This window comes from Arthrobacter sp. Soil_C_60 (assembly GCF_057656375.1).
In genome coordinates this window covers 508,619-523,500 of sequence record NZ_JBDGKM010000004.1, presented here as the reverse complement: position 1 = coordinate 523,500, position 14,882 = coordinate 508,619, and the positions used below count along the sequence as shown (strand labels likewise).

Genomic DNA, 14,882 nt, shown 5'->3' with positions numbered 1-14,882 from the left:
CACCCGGATCGCCGGGGACCGGCTTCACCGGGTCCATCTCTGCTGGAACGATTGACTCGAACATACATTCGATTCTAGCGTGGACGTGATAGAGGACTCAAGGCATACTGCTGGCTGTGGAGAAACCACCGTATTGGCCACGGCTGTGGGATTGTTTGACTCCACGGCCGATCTCGACATTCATGCACGGCAACCTGATTTGATGCCACACGAACGAGCTCAATGCCACAAAAAAGCGCCCTGTCGCTTCCCGTCCTCGGGGAGTGGGGTTAGGTCAACGTCCAGGAGCGCTTGGACAGGCCAAACCAGAAGCCGTCGATAGCAGTCTTCGCTTCAATTCCTCCTGAACCGTAAGCGGCGCCGAGTGCTACATATAGCGGCGCCCAGTGTTCGCTGCGCGGGTGGGCTTCCTGGGCTGCGGGCGCCTTATTGAGGAAGTCCAAAATCGAGTCCACATCGCCGCGGGTCATCGCTTCTTCTGCCCAATGGTCGAATTCACTTGAGGCGGCCGGCGGTGTGGTGTCCGGGCCGGCGGCAGGATTGAACCAGCGCAGATTATGTGTGGTGAAGCCCGAGCCGACGATCAAAGTGCCGCGGTCGCGTAAGGGTGCCAAGGATTTGCCGAGCTCAAAGAGTCCCTGCGGGTCGAGTGTCGGCATGGACATCTGGACCACCGGCACATCGGCATTCGGGAACATCTCCACCAGCGGGACATATGCGCCGTGGTCCAGCCCGCGGGTTTCATCTTGTTCGACGTGGTGGCCGCGGTCTCCGACGAGCCTGGCCACCTCTCCGGCGAGTTCGGGCGCCAGTGGCGCGTCGTACGCGACGTCGTAGTACTTCTGCGGGAAACCCCAAAAGTCGTATACCAGTCCGGTCTTTTGGTGAGTGGCGCTCAGTGTCACCGGTGCGTTCTCCCAATGTGCCGACACCATCAGGATGTCCTTTGGCTTTTCAAAAGTGCCGGACCAGTCGGCGAGCTGGGTGGTCCAGCGCGCATCGTCGGCAAGCGGGGGAGCGCCATGGCTGAGGAACAGGACCGGAGGCTGGGTCATCGTTTGCGTCATGAATCCATCGTATCGGCCTTTACTTGAAGCTTCAAGTCAATGTCCGATTCAGCTCCTGGGTAGATGAGATCCTGGCCGGAAGCCGGAAGCCGGAAGCCGGAAGCCGGAAGCCGGAAGCCGGAAGCCGGAAGCCGGAAGCCGGAAGCCGGAAGCGAGGAGCCCGTCTGGCCTTCTTGCTCCCAGCAGATGAATTAGGGGCGGGAGCCGTCGGCAGAGGACTCCGATTGCTGGACGACGAGGGTTTCCCGACCGAAAAAGAGCCAGAACAGGGCCGCGATGATCGTTACGCAGCCGGTGACTGCGAAGGCCCAGCCATAATCCAGCGTGTCTGCCAAGGCACCCGCGAGCACGGGCCCGACGATGGCACCGGCGTCTGTAGACATCTGGAACACCGCGAGAACTTTTCCGCCACTGCGTTGGTTGCCGATGATATCCGCCACGGCTGCCTGCTGGGCAGGTCCGAGCAGCCCTGATCCGAAACCAGCGATCACGGATACAGCGACGAACACCGGGACCGAGTCGGTAAACCCGATGGCGGCGATCGCCAGGCCTGCAACGGCAAGTCCGGAAATCACCAGTGGCCGGCGTCCCAACGTGTCAGAGAGCCTGCCCGAAAATGTCAGCGCCAGCGCGTTGCCCACGGCAAAAACTGCCAAGGCCAGCCCGGCAGTTTCCGGTCCTGCGCCCAGCACAGCGCCTGCAAAGAGCGGGATCAACGACATGCGGACACCGAACGTGGCCCAGCCGTTGGCAAAGGCGGATGCGATGGCCGCCCGATACCCGGGATCCTTCATTGCTTCGCCCAGCGGCATCGGCTGGATAGGGGAGTCCGTACCGTCTGCGGAGCTGCGCTCCGGCTTCTTCAGCATGACAGCGACGACGGCGGCAGCCACCAGAAGTGCGACGGCGTACACCACGAAGGGGACCCGCAGGCCGAGACCGGCCAACAGTCCGCCCACAACGGGCCCGAGGATGCCGCCCATCAGGAACGTTGAAGCGTAGAGGCCGGAGACGCGTCCCCGGCTGTCAGGCGGCGCGAGCCGGAGGATCAGCGCGGTGGCGGAAACGGTGAACATGGTGGAGCCCAGGCCGCCGAGCCCGCGGAACAGCAGCAGCTGCCAGTAGCCCTGCGCCAGGGCACAGGCGCCGGTAGAGGCGGCGACGATCAGCAGGCCGGTCAGGTAGACCCGTCGTTCGCCCCAGCGGCCCACCAGTGCCCCGCCCGCCGGGGCGAAGATCAGCCGGGTGAAGGCAAAAACGCTGACAATGATGGACGCGGCAGCGACGCCGACGTCAAAACTGGCAGCGAACTGCGGCAATACCGGAGCCACGAGGCCGTAACCCAGCGCGATCACGAAGGCGGCTGCCACCAGTACTTTGATATCGCGGGGGATAGGAGTGGGGCGCTGGCGCGGCGGCCGGGGGCGGGCGGGCTCGGCCGAGGAGCGGGCCGAGCGGCGGAAGAGGGGCATGGCATCAAGCCTATCCGCGCTGCGAAACATGAATGAAACATGGCCGTGACACCGGATTTACGGTGGCCTCGTCCTTGTAACGCCCCGGAAACGAAGTGCCGGACCGGTGGAAACAATTGACCGGCAATCTGGAAACCAGATGCGGGATGGGCCCGCCTCGGACGAGAGGACGCGAAAATGGATCTGTCAGCAGGTCACGTCTGGGTGATGATTTCCGCGGCACTGGTGCTGCTCATGACGCCAGGCCTTGCATTCTTCTACGGCGGCATGACCCGTGCAAAAGCCGCCCTGAACATGATGATGATGAGCTTCATTTCCATCGGCCTGGTCGCCGTCGTCTGGGTTCTGTGGGGTTACTCCATGAGTGGTGGCGAGGGGATCGGCCAGCTCTTCGGCAACCCGTTCGCGGCGTTCGGCATGCAGACACTGCTGGACACGGAGGACCTGATCGGCGCCGGCTACGGAGCTACCTTCGCGATCATCACCGTGGCACTCATTTCCGGCGCCATCGCCGACCGCGCGAAGTTTGGCGCCTGGGCAGTCTTCGTTCCCGTGTGGGTCACTCTGGTGTACTGCCCGCTGGCCTTCATGGTGTGGGGCGGCGGACTCCTGAGCGCAGAAGGTGCTGTCGGCAGCTGGGCAGGAGAAGCCATCGACTTCGCCGGCGGCACCGTGGTCCACATCAACGCCGGCATCGCTGGTCTGGTCCTGGCCCTGATCCTGGGCAAGCGCAAAGGGTTCGGCAAGGATCCGGCGCAGCGACCGCACAATATCCCGTTCGTCATGCTCGGTGCCGCCCTGCTGTGGTTCGGCTGGTTCGGATTCAACGGTGGCGCCGCCGGTACCGCGGAGGAAGCGGGGCTCATCTGGGTCAACACCATGGTGGCACCCGGTGCCGCGATGCTCGCCTGGCTCGTCGTCGAGCGCATCCGTGACGGTCGGCCGACGTCCCTGGGCGCCGCGTCCGGCGTCGTCGCCGGCTTGGTAGCGATCACCCCGGCCTGCGCGAATGTCTCTCCCGTCGGCGCCATTGGGCTCGGCGTCGTTGCCGGTGCGCTGGCAGCCCTCGCCGTGGGGCTGAAGTACAAGTTCGGCTATGACGACTCCCTGGATGTCGTTGGCGTCCACCTCGTCGCCGGACTGGTCGGCACGCTGGCCCTTGGCTTTGTTGCACTCCCGGCGGACGGGGCCGGCGGCGGACTGTTCTACGGCGGCGGTCCCGCCCAGCTAGGGGCCCAGACGGTGGCAGCGGTTGTCTCCGTTGCGTTCACCGCGATCATGACGATTGTCATCGGTCTGGCCGTGCACAAGACGATTGGCTTCCGCGTCACGGAGGACCAGGAGGTCATCGGCGTGGACCTGACGCAGCACGCCGAAACCGCGTACGAGTTCGGCGGGCTGGGCACCGGAGGCACTTTCGTGCCGCATCCGGCCACGGACCGCAGCGCGCACATCAAGGAAGAGGTCAAGGCATGAAACTGGTAACCGCTATCATCCGTCCCGAGAAGCTCGACGAGGTCCGCGGCAGCCTGGAAAGTTACGGCGTGCAGGGACTCACGGTCAGCCAGGCCAGTGGCTACGGCCGCCAGCGGGGCCACACCGAGGTATACCGCGGCGCTGAATACACGGTCGATCTGCTGCAGAAGGTACGAGTGGAGGTCCTGGTCGCCAACGAATGGGCCAACGACATCGTCGATGTCCTGGTTGCCACGGCCAACACCGGCCATGCCGGCGACGGCAAAGTATGGCTTATCGACGTCGAAGAAGCCGTGCGGGTGCGCACCGGCGAGCGCGGGGAAGCCGCTATCTAGCAGGACAGGAAAACGCTCACTGCACCTCCGGGAGCTGGAACCGAATCATCGGATCCGGCTTTCGGAGGTGCAGTTCTCTGTGAGCTGTACCCTCCGGCTCAGGCTTCGGCGTCCACCGTCCGCATCGGCGTATCGTCCCGCGATGTTTCCCAGCCAGCCGGTCCGCTCGATCCCGCTGCGTACTCCTCCAGCGGCACTTCGTTGGCCTCCCATGCTTTCAGGACCGGTTCGACAATCCGCCAGCAATCCTCCGCAATGTCCCCGCGGACCGAGAGCATCGGGTCACCGGTCAGGATGCCGTCCAGGACTTCGCCGTACGGCAGGAGATCCGCGGAGTGCAGGTTGGTTTCCATCACCTCGCGGTCGAGCGTGAAGATATCGCCCGGCCCGTTGACATCGATCTCCAGCCGAAGGGTGTCGGGGCCGAAACCGATCCGCAGGCGCGTAGGTGCATCCACGCCCTTGAAGCCGGTGGGCAAATGATTAACCGGTTTGAAGGTGACGATGGCTTCCTTTTGCTTCTTACCCAATGCTTTGCCCGAACGCAGGATAAACGGGACACCGGTCCAGCGGCTGTTGTTGATCGACACCTCGATCTCCGCCAGCGTCTCCGTGTTCCGCGCGGGATCGATCCCCTCTTCGGCCACGTAGTCGGGAATCTTCCGGCCCTCCACCTCGCCGGCCGTGTACCGGGCGCGGCGTGTGCTTTTCGCGAAGTCCGGCTTGACCGAACTGGCGCGCAGAACGCTGCCGATGTGGTCGCGCAGGTCGCGCTCGTGCAACGTGGCCGGGGCGTTCAGCGCCATGAGCGCCATGATCTGCAGCAGGTGGCTCTGGATCATGTCCCGCAAGGCACCGGCCTTGTCGTAGTACCGTGCCCGTCCTTCCAGCGCCAGCGATTCGTCGTAGAAGATTTCGACCTTCTGCACATGCTCATTGCTGAACAGCGGCTCGAGCAGCCGGTTGGCAAAGCGCAGGCCCAGAATGTTGAACACGGTGGCTTTGCCCAGGAAATGGTCCACGCGGTGGATATGGTCCTCGGGCACCAGCCGCAGCAGCGTCCCGTTCAGCGAGGCGGCCGAGACGCGGCTGGAGCCGAACGGCTTCTCCATCACCAGGCGCGTGCCTTCGGGCACGTCCTCGGGCTTGAGCACCTCGCAGGCCTTCTGGCTGACGGCCGGCGGTAAAGCAAAATAGACCGCTGCCGGTCCCTTGACCGAGCCGAGCAGTTCCGCCAGGGCCCCCTCGGCCGTCACGTCCACCGTGTGGTACTCGGTGTTTTCCTGTACTTTGCGCAGTTCCCGCAGTCCGGCGTCGTTGGCGCCCTGGGTGCAGGACCCGAAGGCTTCGTCGACGCGTTCGCGCCATTGCTCCTGATTCCAGTCGTCGGATCCCGCGCCGACGAGGCTCAGGCCCTGGGTCCGCCCTTGGGCGATGAGCTTTCCGAGTCCGGGCAGCAGCAGCCGTCCGGTCAGGTCCCCTGAAGCACCCAAAATGAGCAAGGTCCGGATTTCCACGTCTCCGCCGGTGGTTTCTGCGGATTCTGTCCCGGTTGAGGTCTGTTCGGCAGTCACCTTTCCTACCTTGCCATCTATGGCGCCCGATGTCGCCGGTTCGTTGCCATCAAGTGCGGTCCGGTCGCCGTCGTCGTTCCGGAATTGGGACATAGCCCGCCCGCAGTTGCTACCCTAGATAGTTGAACTCCGGCGCGGCCGGGGACTGTGAGCCTAGATCGACGAAAGAAGTACACGGCGCGTGTTCAATTCACTCTCTGACCGGTTGGCCTCGACCTTCAAGAATCTGCGCGGCAAGGGACGTCTCTCGGAGGCGGATGTCGACGCCACTGTCCGCGAGATCCGGCGTGCCCTGCTGGACGCGGACGTCGCCGTACCGGTGGTGCGTGAATTCGCCGCGCACGTCAAGGAGCGTGCGCTCGGCGAGGAAGTTTCCGGTGCGCTGAACCCGGGCCAGCAGGTCGTCAAGATCGTCAACGACGAACTTGTCAACATCCTTGGCGGTGAAACCCGGCGCATCCGCCTGGCCAAGAACCCGCCCACCGTGATCATGCTGGCCGGTCTGCAGGGTGCGGGTAAGACCACGCTTGCCGGCAAGCTCTCCAAGTGGCTCAAGGGACAGGGGCACAGCCCGCTGCTGGTCGCCGCTGACCTCCAGCGGCCCAACGCCGTCACCCAGCTGCAGGTCAACGGCCAGCGCGCGGGCGTGCCCGTCTTCGCGCCGCACCCGGGCGTGCAGTCCGAATTTGAATCCGCCACGGGCGATCCGGTCGCCGTCGCCCGCCAGGGTGTCGAGGAAGCCCGCCAGAAGCTGCACGACGTTGTCATTGTGGACACCGCCGGCCGCCTCGGTGTGGACTCGGAAATGATGCAGCAGGCCGCGGACATCCGCGCAGCCATCAACCCGGACGAGGTTCTCTTCGTCATCGACGCCATGATCGGCCAGGACGCGGTCAACACCGCGCAGGCGTTCAACGAAGGCGTGAACTTTACCGGCGTCGTGCTTTCAAAGCTCGACGGCGACGCCCGCGGCGGTGCCGCCCTCTCCGTTGCGTCCGTGACCGGCAAGCCCGTCATGTTTGCCTCCACCGGTGAGAACCTGGACGATTTCGAAATCTTCCACCCGGACCGGATGGCCAACCGCATCCTGGACATGGGCGACATCCTCTCCCTGATCGAGCAGGCGGAGAAGTCCTGGGACAAGGGCGAAGCCGAGCGCATGGCGCAGAAGTTCGCCGACCAGGAAGACTTCACGCTCGATGACTTCCTCGCGCAGATGCAGCAGATCCGCAAGATGGGATCGATGAAGAAGATGCTGATGATGATGCCCGGCGCCGCCGGCATGCGTCAGCAGCTGGAGAACTTCGACGAGCGCGAAATCGACCGCGTCGAAGCCATTGTCCGCTCCATGACCCCGCACGAGCGGGTCGCGCCGAAGATCATCAACGGCTCCCGCCGCGCCCGCATCGCCAAGGGCTCGGGCGTCCACGTCTCCGAGGTCAACGGTCTGCTGGAGCGGTTTGGCCAGGCCCAGAAGATGATGAAGAAAATGGCCCAGGGCGGCGGCATCCCGGGCATGCCCGGCATGGCTGGCCCGGGCGGCTTCAGCGGTGGCGCCCGTAAAGGCAAGCAGGTCTCGAAGGGCAAGAAGAAGGCGCGTTCGGGAAATCCGGCCAAGGCCGCGCAGGAACTGCGTGAAGCCGAGGAGCGCCGCGCCAACGCCAAAAAGGCACTGCCCACCGGCGCAGCCTTCGGCCAGCAGCAGGAAGACTTCGACCCGTCCGCACTGAACCTGCCCAAGGGGTTCGAAAAGTTCCTGGGCAAGTAGGCTTGCCGTGGTCCGCGCCGGCACCGGCCGGACCACGGGAGCATACCGTTCGGCATCCTGGTAAGAGTTGGGGCTTCTACGAAGGGCTTTTGTGAGCAGGCACGATCTGAGTGGATTCTATGGTTCCCAATGGAAGCGCCCTGCCAACGTGGCGGTGGTGGTACGCACCGTCAGCGGTTCCATTCTGCTCAGCCCCGATGCCGACGGCCATGCATCATTGCCGGCCGGGATGGTGAAATCGGGGGAGGACCCGCGCTCAACCGCCGGACGTGTTCTGCAGGCAACCTCGCTGTCGCTGCCGCTGGGACGCATTCTGGCTATTGATTACCAGCAGACGCCGGCCTCCCCGGCGGAAGCCATCACCTTTATTTACGACGGCGGGACCTACGACGGCGGTTCGCTCGCCGCTGTGGCGGGCGGGCAGGCCGAGTTCCTTGCGGCGGACCTGGCGCTGGCCGGGCTGGGCCGTCCCCAGTCGGCCCAGCTGAAAGCCGCCCTCGACGCTCATGAGCTGCTCGCGGTGCTGGAGCTGCGGGACGGGCAACGGATCGATACGGTCCAGCGGCACGTGCCGCCACGCGAGCTGCTTCCGGACTTCGACGCCACCATCCGCTCCGGATCCTAGACTGCCCTTATGCAGCCCAGCAGCCCCAAGCCCCGTGTGGTTTTTGTGCACGGAACCGGTCGCTTCGGCATCGCCGCGTGGCCGTACCAACACCGTCTCGCCAGCGCCTACGACTGCCTGTTTGTCCGGCGGCACGGATTCACTCCGGATACCGCTCCACAACGGACGGACTTCCGTGCAGATATGGACATAGTGGTGGAGAACCTTGGCGACGGCGGTCATCTCGTCGCGCATTCCCAAGGGGCCGTTGCGGCGATGATGGCGGCGGTGGAAAGGCCGGAACTGGTGGCCTCCCTGACCCTGTTCGAACCTGCGTGTTTGTCGCTGACTGCGGACCTGCCGGCAACAAAGGCGCACCGGAAGCGGCTGGAGCCCCTGTTCGCCGCGAGGGACGAGCTGGACGACGAGCAGTACCACCATGAATTCTCGCGCCTCGTCCTTGGCACGGCGGCGAAACCCCTGGCCTCGGCCGCGGACCGCCTGCAGGCCGGCCGGCTCCGGCTGCAGGATCCGCCCTGGACTGCCCCGCTGCACATCGTTCCCGGCGTCCGTACCCTCGTCGTGACCGGTGGTTGGGAGCCGCTCTATGAAGAGGTCGCGGAATATCTGGCTACCACTGGCGCGGTGCATCGCCATGCGGCCAACAATCACCGCCCGCAGGACACGCCGGAAGGTCATGGGTTGTTGGTCGACTTCCTGGCCGCTGGACAGCCCCGCTAGCGGGACTTGCTAGCGTTGATGCCATGAGTGAATCTTCGTGGGAGCCCATGACCGGTGAACTTTGGTGGCCGTGGCCACTGGACGAGGCTGGCGTAGCGGCCCTGATGCAAGAGATCACGGACCGTTCGCTGCTCGGTGCTTTCGCCGCAGGCCAGCCCGAGGCGGGCCAAACGGTCGTTGAAATGCTTCTCGCCCGAAATGCTGCCGGACGCGTTGCCGTCCTCGATCAGGGCGGCGAAGCCGTTCCGGGCCCCGACTACCGTATGCTCGCGCAAAGTTTCTCGCTGGCCCTCGGCGCTGCGGTGGACATGGATGGCTTCAGCTACCAGGCCCCCGCAGCAGAGGCCGCGTTCCGGCTGGCCGAAGAGCCTGAGCTCGGGGATCCTAGTGCGACGGATGCGGAAGATTCGATGGTGCTGCGCACCGTGCTCGTGGGGCAGATCCGCCACGAGGATCTGATCATGTTTGGCGCACTGAACCGCGTCGAACTCCAGGTCCTTGAAGACGAAGCCGTGCCGGGCCGCTCTGTGGTGTTTGTGGAAGGGGAAGCCGCACCCGGGCTCTACAACTGGCCGGCCGAAACCAAGCCCTTGGTCGCGCTAATGAATCTGGACGGACTGCGAGCCGTTGAAGTTTGGCTTCCCGGTGCCGTGCACGACCCGCGCAACAATTTCTGGCACGCCTGGCAGCCGCAGCCCAAACCGTTCGCAACTACCGATAAGGCCTCGGCGGAAGCCCTGCGATTGCTCGGAACATTGGTCCGTTCCACCGAGCCGAGCACCTCCGGCATCGCCCAAGCCTTCGATCTTGATGCCGAGGGGGAGTCCCGGCTCAGGGACCTGCTGCAGGGGCCGGAAGACGGCGAGATTCTGGCCCGGACAGCGGTGTCCCTGGGGCTGCCGGAACTGGCGGGCCGGCTGGCCGAAGCGCCGGTGGCTGCCGTGGGACAACCGGTCACGGTGATGCCCCCACTACCGATGCCCAAGGCCTTGCTCGAAGTCATTGCTACTCCCACCTCCGGACATTCTCCCTTCGCTAAGTGGCACCGGACCGTGCTGGCGCATCCAGAGCTGTTGGCCGGAAGTGCAGCCGTGGCTGCCGGCGCTGCAGCATTCCTCTTCCGCGCCGCGGCCAGGCAAAGGAGCCCCCGCAACGGAATCATGCGCGCGGGAGCGCTGTCGCTGGTAACGGAGGCAGCAGGCGAGCTCGTCTTCTACAGCTTCCTCAAGTCCCGGCGGAACCGCCGTCGCTAATCTTGCACCGAGGGGCCGTTGCCCGCCGGGATCATGCGGGAACTGGACAGCCCTGCCACAGGGACTGGAATAAACATGAAGCTTCAAGTATTCTTATATACATGAACTTTCAAGCAAAAAACCAGGATCTGTTGACAGGCGACCTCTCCATGGGCACCGTAATGCTCAAGGTGGGGGACATGGCCAACATGACCAAGTACTACCAGAACGCGCTGGGCTTGGATCCTGTGGCGGAAGGTCTCGGCGGTGTGTATCTGGGCCGCGGCTCCACGCCGCTGGTCCACCTGGCGCCCGCCGCCGGGCTCCAGTTGCCGTCGCGCGGCGAGGCGGGACTGTTCCATACGGCATTCCTTTTCGACAGCCAGTCGGACCTTGCCGCTACTGTGGCCTCTGCGGCCCAAACGGACCCCACGCGTTTCGTTGGCAGCGCCGACCACTTGGTGAGCGAAGCCTTCTACTTCACCGATCCCGAGGGCAACGGCATCGAGCTGTACTACGACCGGCCCCGCGAACTGTGGGAATGGAATGAGACGGCCACGGGCAAGGAGGTCCACATGGACAGTCTGGCCTTGAACCCGCAGTCCTACCTGCAGAGCCACCTCACCGAGGACTCTGTCCGCAAGCAGCACGACGCCGGCGCGGCCATCGGCCACGTCCACCTGCAGGTCGGCGACACCTCGGTGGCGGAGCAGTTCTACGTCAACACCCTCGGGTTCGAGCGCACGGCCGGCTGGCACGGCCAGGCCTTGTTTGTCTCCGCCGGCGGCTACCACCACCACATGGCGATGAACGTGTGGAACAGCCGCGGCGCTGGCCCGCGTAAGGACACCCTCGGCCTGGGGGAGGTGCTGATCCATGTTCCGAACGACGACGAGGTCGGCGCCCTGGCCCAGCGGCTTGCCAGTGCCGGTGTCAGCCATCATCAGACCGGTGCCGAGCTTCGGTTTGAGGATCCCTGGCGCAACCAGCTGCGCGTCGCCGTCTCCTGATACCGCGCAGTTTGGCCGCGGCCCCGCGCAGGATAGGGTGAAACCAAATGCATCCAATCCGAGGCGGAGGCGCTATGTCCGGAATTACTGAAGTTTTTGTGGCCACCCACGACGCGGCGGTGCAGCGCGCCGCCGCGCTTGATAAAGCGCTGGAGGCTATTGGCGAAGGCGGCGCCCAGGTGGAGATTCCGGATGCTCCGCACACGCGGATCAATGGCATTACCGATTGGGAAATCGAACGGTTGGGCCAGCTGGCAGGGCAGGCGGTCCATTCCGTCGGCGAGGATGAACTGGCAATTGCCGACGTCGCCAGCGAGACCCTCTATGTCGCGCCGGAGTCGATGGTCCGCGCCTTGGCCGACCTGCTGGCCGAGACGTCCGACGACGGCGCCCCCGTCCTGCCCGACGTCGCCGCCGCGTGGGCTTCCGAAGAAGACATGCCGCTCAGCGGCGACGCCGCAGTGGAGTCGGTCAAGCGGATCGGCGAACTCGCTGCGGATGCTGCGGAAGACGGCCGCCAGCAGCTTTACGTCTGGAGCGGTACCGAATCCGTCTGACCGGCATTCGTAGCCGCTCGCACCGGTCCGGGAAGTCGAGTCGCGCGGATTGGGCTGTATCTGGCACAATAGACAGGTACTCGATCTGCGCGGCCCCTCTCTCCGCGCAAGTATCTTGTCCTTTGAACCCCAACCACGGCCCGCCCCACGGGTGCAGACATACGGGTTCGCCCATTTTCAGAACCAGGAGTGACCACAAAAGTGGCCGTAAAGATTCGCCTTAAGCGCCTCGGCAAGAAGTTCTCAGCCCACTACCGAATCGTTGTCATGGATGCCCGCGCCAAGCGCGACGGCCGTGCCATCGAGGAGATCGGACTGTACCGCCCCACCGAGGAGCCGTCGTACATCGACATCAAGTCCGACCGTGCACAGTACTGGCTCGGCGTAGGCGCCCAGCCGTCCGAGCAGGTTGCCGCCCTGCTCAAGATCACCGGTGACTGGCAGAAGTTCAAGGGTATTGAGGGCCAGGAAGGCACGCTCAAGACCAAGGCTCCCAAGGAAGCTTTCGCTGCTCCCGAGAAGGAGTCCGTGATCATCCCCGAGGCCATCACCCCGAAGGCCAAGAAGGAAGAGGCCGCCGACGAAGCCGCTGCAGAAGCACCGGCTGAAGAGTCTGCCGACGAAACCGCAAAGGCTGAGTAAATGCTGGCTGAAGCGCTCGAACACCTGGTCCGTGGCATCGTTGACCGTCCCGAGGACGTCAAGGTCATGGTAAAGACCAACCGCCGCTCAGACATTATTGAGGTGCGGGTCCACCAGGATGATTTGGGCCGCGTCATTGGCCGTCAGGGCCGCACTGCACGCGCACTGCGCACCGTCATCGCCGCACTGGCCGGTGGCGAGCAGGTTCGCGTGGATGTAGTGGATACTGACCGCCGCCGCTGAGCACGCTTCACATCAGTCATCGCATCCGGCCCCGCACCAGATAATGGTGTGTGGGCCGGATGTTTTTGTGCCCCGATTTTCTACCCTCAGACGTAGTTCGACAGGAGATTCCATGCAGGTCCAGGTTGCGCGGATTGGCAAACCCCACGGCATACGAGGCGAGGTCACTGTCCAGGTGATGACCGATGCGCCGGAGGAACGCTTCGTTCCGGGCACCGCCTTTGTCGTTGAGCCGGCGCGATTGGGGCCGTTGACGGTTGAATCGGCCCGTTGGAACAAGGACATCCTGCTGCTGGGCTTTGCGGAAGTGGTTGACCGGAACGGGGCCGAGGAGCTCCGCGGCGCCAAGCTGTTCGTCGATACGGAAGACGTCGACGATGATGAAGACGCCTGGTACGAACACGAGCTGGTCGGACTGCGGGTGCTGGTGAATGGACAGGAAGTCGGCAAGGTCGCCGCCCTGAACACCCTTCCCGCCCAGGACCTCCTGGTCGTCACTGCAGCCAACGGCGACGAAGTCCTGGTTCCCTTCGTGGAACAGATTGTCCCCGAAGTCGACGTAGAGGCCGGCTTCATCCGCGTCACCCCGCCCGCAGGTCTTTTTGAACTCAACTCGGCCGAAAGCCAAAGCACCCCCGACGACGGCGAGGGGGAGCGCTAAGTGCGCATCGACGTCGTTAGCATTTTTCCCGAATATCTGGCTGCCCTGGAGCTTTCCCTGATCGGCAAGGCACGCCAGGACGGCCTGCTGCAGCTGGACGTGCACGACCTGCGGGAGTTCACGACGGACAAGCACCGCACGGTGGATGACACGCCGTACGGCGGCGGCGCCGGCATGGTGATGAAGCCCGAACCCTGGGCGCAGGCCCTCGAATCCGTGCTGCCCGCGGACGAATCCCGCCGCCCCGTGCTGATCGTGCCGTCTCCGGCGGGTGAAGTGTTCACGCAGGCGGCCGCCCATGAGCTTGCGGAGGAAGAGCACCTGGTCTTTGCTTGCGGCCGGTACGAAGGCATTGACGAGCGGGTGCTGGACTGGGCCGAGGAGAGATTTACCGTCCGGCCGATGAGTCTGGGGGACTATGTCCTCAACGGCGGGGAAGTGGCCGTTCTCGCGATGGTGGAGGCCATCGGACGCCTGATTCCGGGTGTGGTGGGTAACCCGGAGTCCCTGGTCGAGGAATCGCACTCCGACGGCCTGCTCGAGTACCCCGTCTACACCAAGCCTTCGCAGTGGCGGGACAAAGAGGTTCCCGAGGTGCTGCTCAGCGGCAACCACGCCAGGATCGCTCGGTTTCGGCGCGATGAGCAGCTGCTGCGCACTCTCCGCCGCCGCCCGGACCTGATTGCGCGGCTGGATCCCGGCACGCTGGACAAGGCGGACAAGGCCTTGCTCGACAGCCAGGGCTACACCGTTTCGGCCACCGGCATCGCGCCGCGCCCAGCCAGCCGCTGACCCAAGCCGGCTCAATTGGCGGTGCCCGCGGCGGTGTGGCAAAATGAAGACTTGTGTTTGCTGGGCTCACGCCTGCCACAGGGGGCGTAGAGCCAACAGCCAGACACACCGGCGTGCCATTTCCGGATGCGCCGGTCTATCAGATCTTTCGGTATTGATGGTCCTGCCGCGCGCCGGACCCTCAGGCCGTGACCAAAGTGGATGACCTGTGGCGTTCACCAGGAGTGATAACAATGCACATCCTCGATTCAGTAGACGCCGCTTCCCTGCGCAGCGACGTTCCCGAGTTCCGCGCCGGTGACACCGTCAAGGTTCACGTCAACATCATCGAAGGCAAGAACGCCCGTATCCAGGTCTTCCAGGGCTTCGTGATGGGCCGCCAGGGCGACGGCGTCCGCGAGACGTTCACCGTCCGCAAGGTTTCCTTCGGCGTCGGCGTGGAGCGTACCTTCCCGGTTCACTCTCCGATCATCGACAAGATCGAAGTTCTGACCAAGGGTGACGTTCGCCGTGCCAAGCTGTACTACATGCGCGACCGCCACGGCAAGGCTGCCAAGATCAAGGAAAAGCGCGACTTCGGCACTGCCAAGTAGCCTCCCCTTTCTTAGGGCAGCTTGAACTAAGTGGTGCAAGAAATTCCAGTTCCGCGGGCCTCGTCCGGGGAACATGCAAAACGCCGGTCCGGATTCCCGGGCTGGCGTTTTGTCT

At 64.4% G+C, this 14,882-nt stretch carries 16 protein-coding genes; 13 read left to right on the top strand and 3 right to left on the bottom strand.

Features of this window, described 5'->3' with window-relative positions:
• Window positions 1-269: 269 nt before the first annotated feature.
• A complete protein-coding gene (locus AC3A4M_RS12150; RefSeq protein ID WP_498735954.1) occupies window positions 270-1,067 on the bottom strand; it encodes a dioxygenase family protein in 798 nt (265 codons plus the stop codon).
• A 191-nt stretch (window positions 1,068-1,258) separates the two neighbouring features.
• Window positions 1,259-2,539: an MFS transporter gene (locus AC3A4M_RS12145; protein ID WP_498735953.1), complete on the bottom strand. Its 1,281-nt coding sequence runs from the start codon at window positions 2,537-2,539 to the stop codon at window positions 1,259-1,261.
• A 177-nt stretch (window positions 2,540-2,716) separates the two neighbouring features.
• On the opposite strand from AC3A4M_RS12145, the gene AC3A4M_RS12140 reads away from it, so the two are divergent.
• Together AC3A4M_RS12140 and AC3A4M_RS12135 are read left to right on the top strand one after the other, a co-directional pair.
• A complete protein-coding gene (locus tag AC3A4M_RS12140) occupies window positions 2,717-4,015 on the top strand; it encodes an ammonium transporter (protein WP_498735952.1) in 1,299 nt (432 codons plus the stop codon).
• Window positions 4,012-4,350 (top strand): P-II family nitrogen regulator, encoded by a 339-nt coding sequence (locus tag AC3A4M_RS12135; RefSeq protein WP_498731667.1) that lies wholly within the window; start codon window positions 4,012-4,014, stop codon window positions 4,348-4,350. The genes AC3A4M_RS12140 and AC3A4M_RS12135 overlap by 4 nt, the downstream gene beginning before the upstream one ends.
• A 98-nt stretch (window positions 4,351-4,448) precedes the next feature.
• On the opposite strand, the gene AC3A4M_RS12130 is transcribed toward AC3A4M_RS12135, so the two are convergent.
• Window positions 4,449-6,017 carry a glucose-6-phosphate dehydrogenase gene (locus AC3A4M_RS12130; RefSeq protein ID WP_498735951.1) on the bottom strand — a complete coding sequence of 523 codons (1,569 nt, stop codon included), beginning with the start codon at window positions 6,015-6,017 and terminating at the stop codon, window positions 4,449-4,451.
• A gap of 88 nt (window positions 6,018-6,105) precedes the next feature.
• On the opposite strand from AC3A4M_RS12130, the gene ffh reads away from it, so the two are divergent.
• From ffh to rplS, 11 genes are all read left to right on the top strand, one after another.
• The gene (gene ffh / locus AC3A4M_RS12125; RefSeq protein ID WP_208574611.1) at window positions 6,106-7,692 is read left to right on the top strand and encodes a signal recognition particle protein; all 1,587 of its coding nucleotides are present in this window, start codon (window positions 6,106-6,108) and stop codon (window positions 7,690-7,692) included.
• A gap of 91 nt (window positions 7,693-7,783) precedes the next feature.
• Complete coding sequence (locus tag AC3A4M_RS12120) at window positions 7,784-8,317, top strand: NUDIX hydrolase (RefSeq protein ID WP_498735950.1); 534 nt, start codon at window positions 7,784-7,786, stop codon at window positions 8,315-8,317.
• A 9-nt stretch (window positions 8,318-8,326) separates the two neighbouring features.
• Complete coding sequence (locus tag AC3A4M_RS12115; RefSeq protein ID WP_498735949.1) at window positions 8,327-9,037, top strand: alpha/beta fold hydrolase; 711 nt, start codon at window positions 8,327-8,329, stop codon at window positions 9,035-9,037.
• A gap of 23 nt (window positions 9,038-9,060) precedes the next feature.
• Window positions 9,061-10,290 (top strand): hypothetical protein, encoded by a 1,230-nt coding sequence (locus tag AC3A4M_RS12110; protein ID WP_498735948.1) that lies wholly within the window; start codon window positions 9,061-9,063, stop codon window positions 10,288-10,290.
• A gap of 101 nt (window positions 10,291-10,391) precedes the next feature.
• Window positions 10,392-11,279 (top strand): VOC family protein, encoded by an 888-nt coding sequence (locus AC3A4M_RS12105; protein ID WP_498735947.1) that lies wholly within the window; start codon window positions 10,392-10,394, stop codon window positions 11,277-11,279.
• A 74-nt stretch (window positions 11,280-11,353) separates the two neighbouring features.
• Window positions 11,354-11,836 (top strand): hypothetical protein, encoded by a 483-nt coding sequence (locus tag AC3A4M_RS12100; RefSeq protein WP_498735946.1) that lies wholly within the window; start codon window positions 11,354-11,356, stop codon window positions 11,834-11,836.
• A 201-nt stretch (window positions 11,837-12,037) separates the two neighbouring features.
• On the top strand, window positions 12,038-12,478 hold the full coding sequence (gene rpsP / locus AC3A4M_RS12095) for a 30S ribosomal protein S16 (RefSeq protein ID WP_074702046.1): 441 nt from the start codon (window positions 12,038-12,040) through the stop codon (window positions 12,476-12,478).
• A complete protein-coding gene (locus AC3A4M_RS12090) occupies window positions 12,479-12,721 on the top strand; it encodes an RNA-binding protein (protein ID WP_074702047.1) in 243 nt (80 codons plus the stop codon).
• A gap of 112 nt (window positions 12,722-12,833) precedes the next feature.
• Window positions 12,834-13,382, top strand: coding sequence for a ribosome maturation factor RimM (rimM, locus tag AC3A4M_RS12085; RefSeq protein ID WP_498731659.1), 549 nt, complete (start codon window positions 12,834-12,836; stop codon window positions 13,380-13,382).
• Entirely contained in the window at window positions 13,383-14,174 is a 792-nt protein-coding gene (trmD, locus tag AC3A4M_RS12080; protein ID WP_498735945.1) for a tRNA (guanosine(37)-N1)-methyltransferase TrmD, read from the top strand.
• A gap of 233 nt (window positions 14,175-14,407) precedes the next feature.
• Window positions 14,408-14,767, top strand: a complete 360-nt coding sequence (rplS, locus tag AC3A4M_RS12075) for a 50S ribosomal protein L19 (protein ID WP_074702050.1) — start codon at window positions 14,408-14,410, stop codon at window positions 14,765-14,767.
• Window positions 14,768-14,882: the final 115 nt, after the last annotated feature.

Bases quoted from the DNA above. Each gene is read 5' to 3' on its own strand.
- AC3A4M_RS12135 (WP_498731667.1), top strand. From the start codon at position 4,012: ATGAAACTGGTAACCGCTATCATCCGTCCCGAGAAGCTCGACGAGGTC.
- AC3A4M_RS12150 (WP_498735954.1), bottom strand. From the start codon at position 1,067: ATGACGCAAACGATGACCCAGCCTCCGGTCCTGTTCCTCAGCCATGGC.
- AC3A4M_RS12090 (WP_074702047.1), top strand. From the start codon at position 12,479: ATGCTGGCTGAAGCGCTCGAACACCTGGTCCGTGGCATCGTTGACCGT.
- AC3A4M_RS12110 (WP_498735948.1), top strand. From the start codon at position 9,061: ATGAGTGAATCTTCGTGGGAGCCCATGACCGGTGAACTTTGGTGGCCG.
- AC3A4M_RS12145 (WP_498735953.1), bottom strand. From the start codon at position 2,539: ATGCCCCTCTTCCGCCGCTCGGCCCGCTCCTCGGCCGAGCCCGCCCGC.
- rplS (WP_074702050.1), top strand. From the start codon at position 14,408: ATGCACATCCTCGATTCAGTAGACGCCGCTTCCCTGCGCAGCGACGTT.
- AC3A4M_RS12105 (WP_498735947.1), top strand. From the start codon at position 10,392: ATGAACTTTCAAGCAAAAAACCAGGATCTGTTGACAGGCGACCTCTCC.
- AC3A4M_RS12100 (WP_498735946.1), top strand. From the start codon at position 11,354: ATGTCCGGAATTACTGAAGTTTTTGTGGCCACCCACGACGCGGCGGTG.
- rimM (WP_498731659.1), top strand. From the start codon at position 12,834: ATGCAGGTCCAGGTTGCGCGGATTGGCAAACCCCACGGCATACGAGGC.
- AC3A4M_RS12130 (WP_498735951.1), bottom strand. From the start codon at position 6,017: ATGTCCCAATTCCGGAACGACGACGGCGACCGGACCGCACTTGATGGC.
- AC3A4M_RS12115 (WP_498735949.1), top strand. From the start codon at position 8,327: ATGCAGCCCAGCAGCCCCAAGCCCCGTGTGGTTTTTGTGCACGGAACC.
- AC3A4M_RS12140 (WP_498735952.1), top strand. From the start codon at position 2,717: ATGGATCTGTCAGCAGGTCACGTCTGGGTGATGATTTCCGCGGCACTG.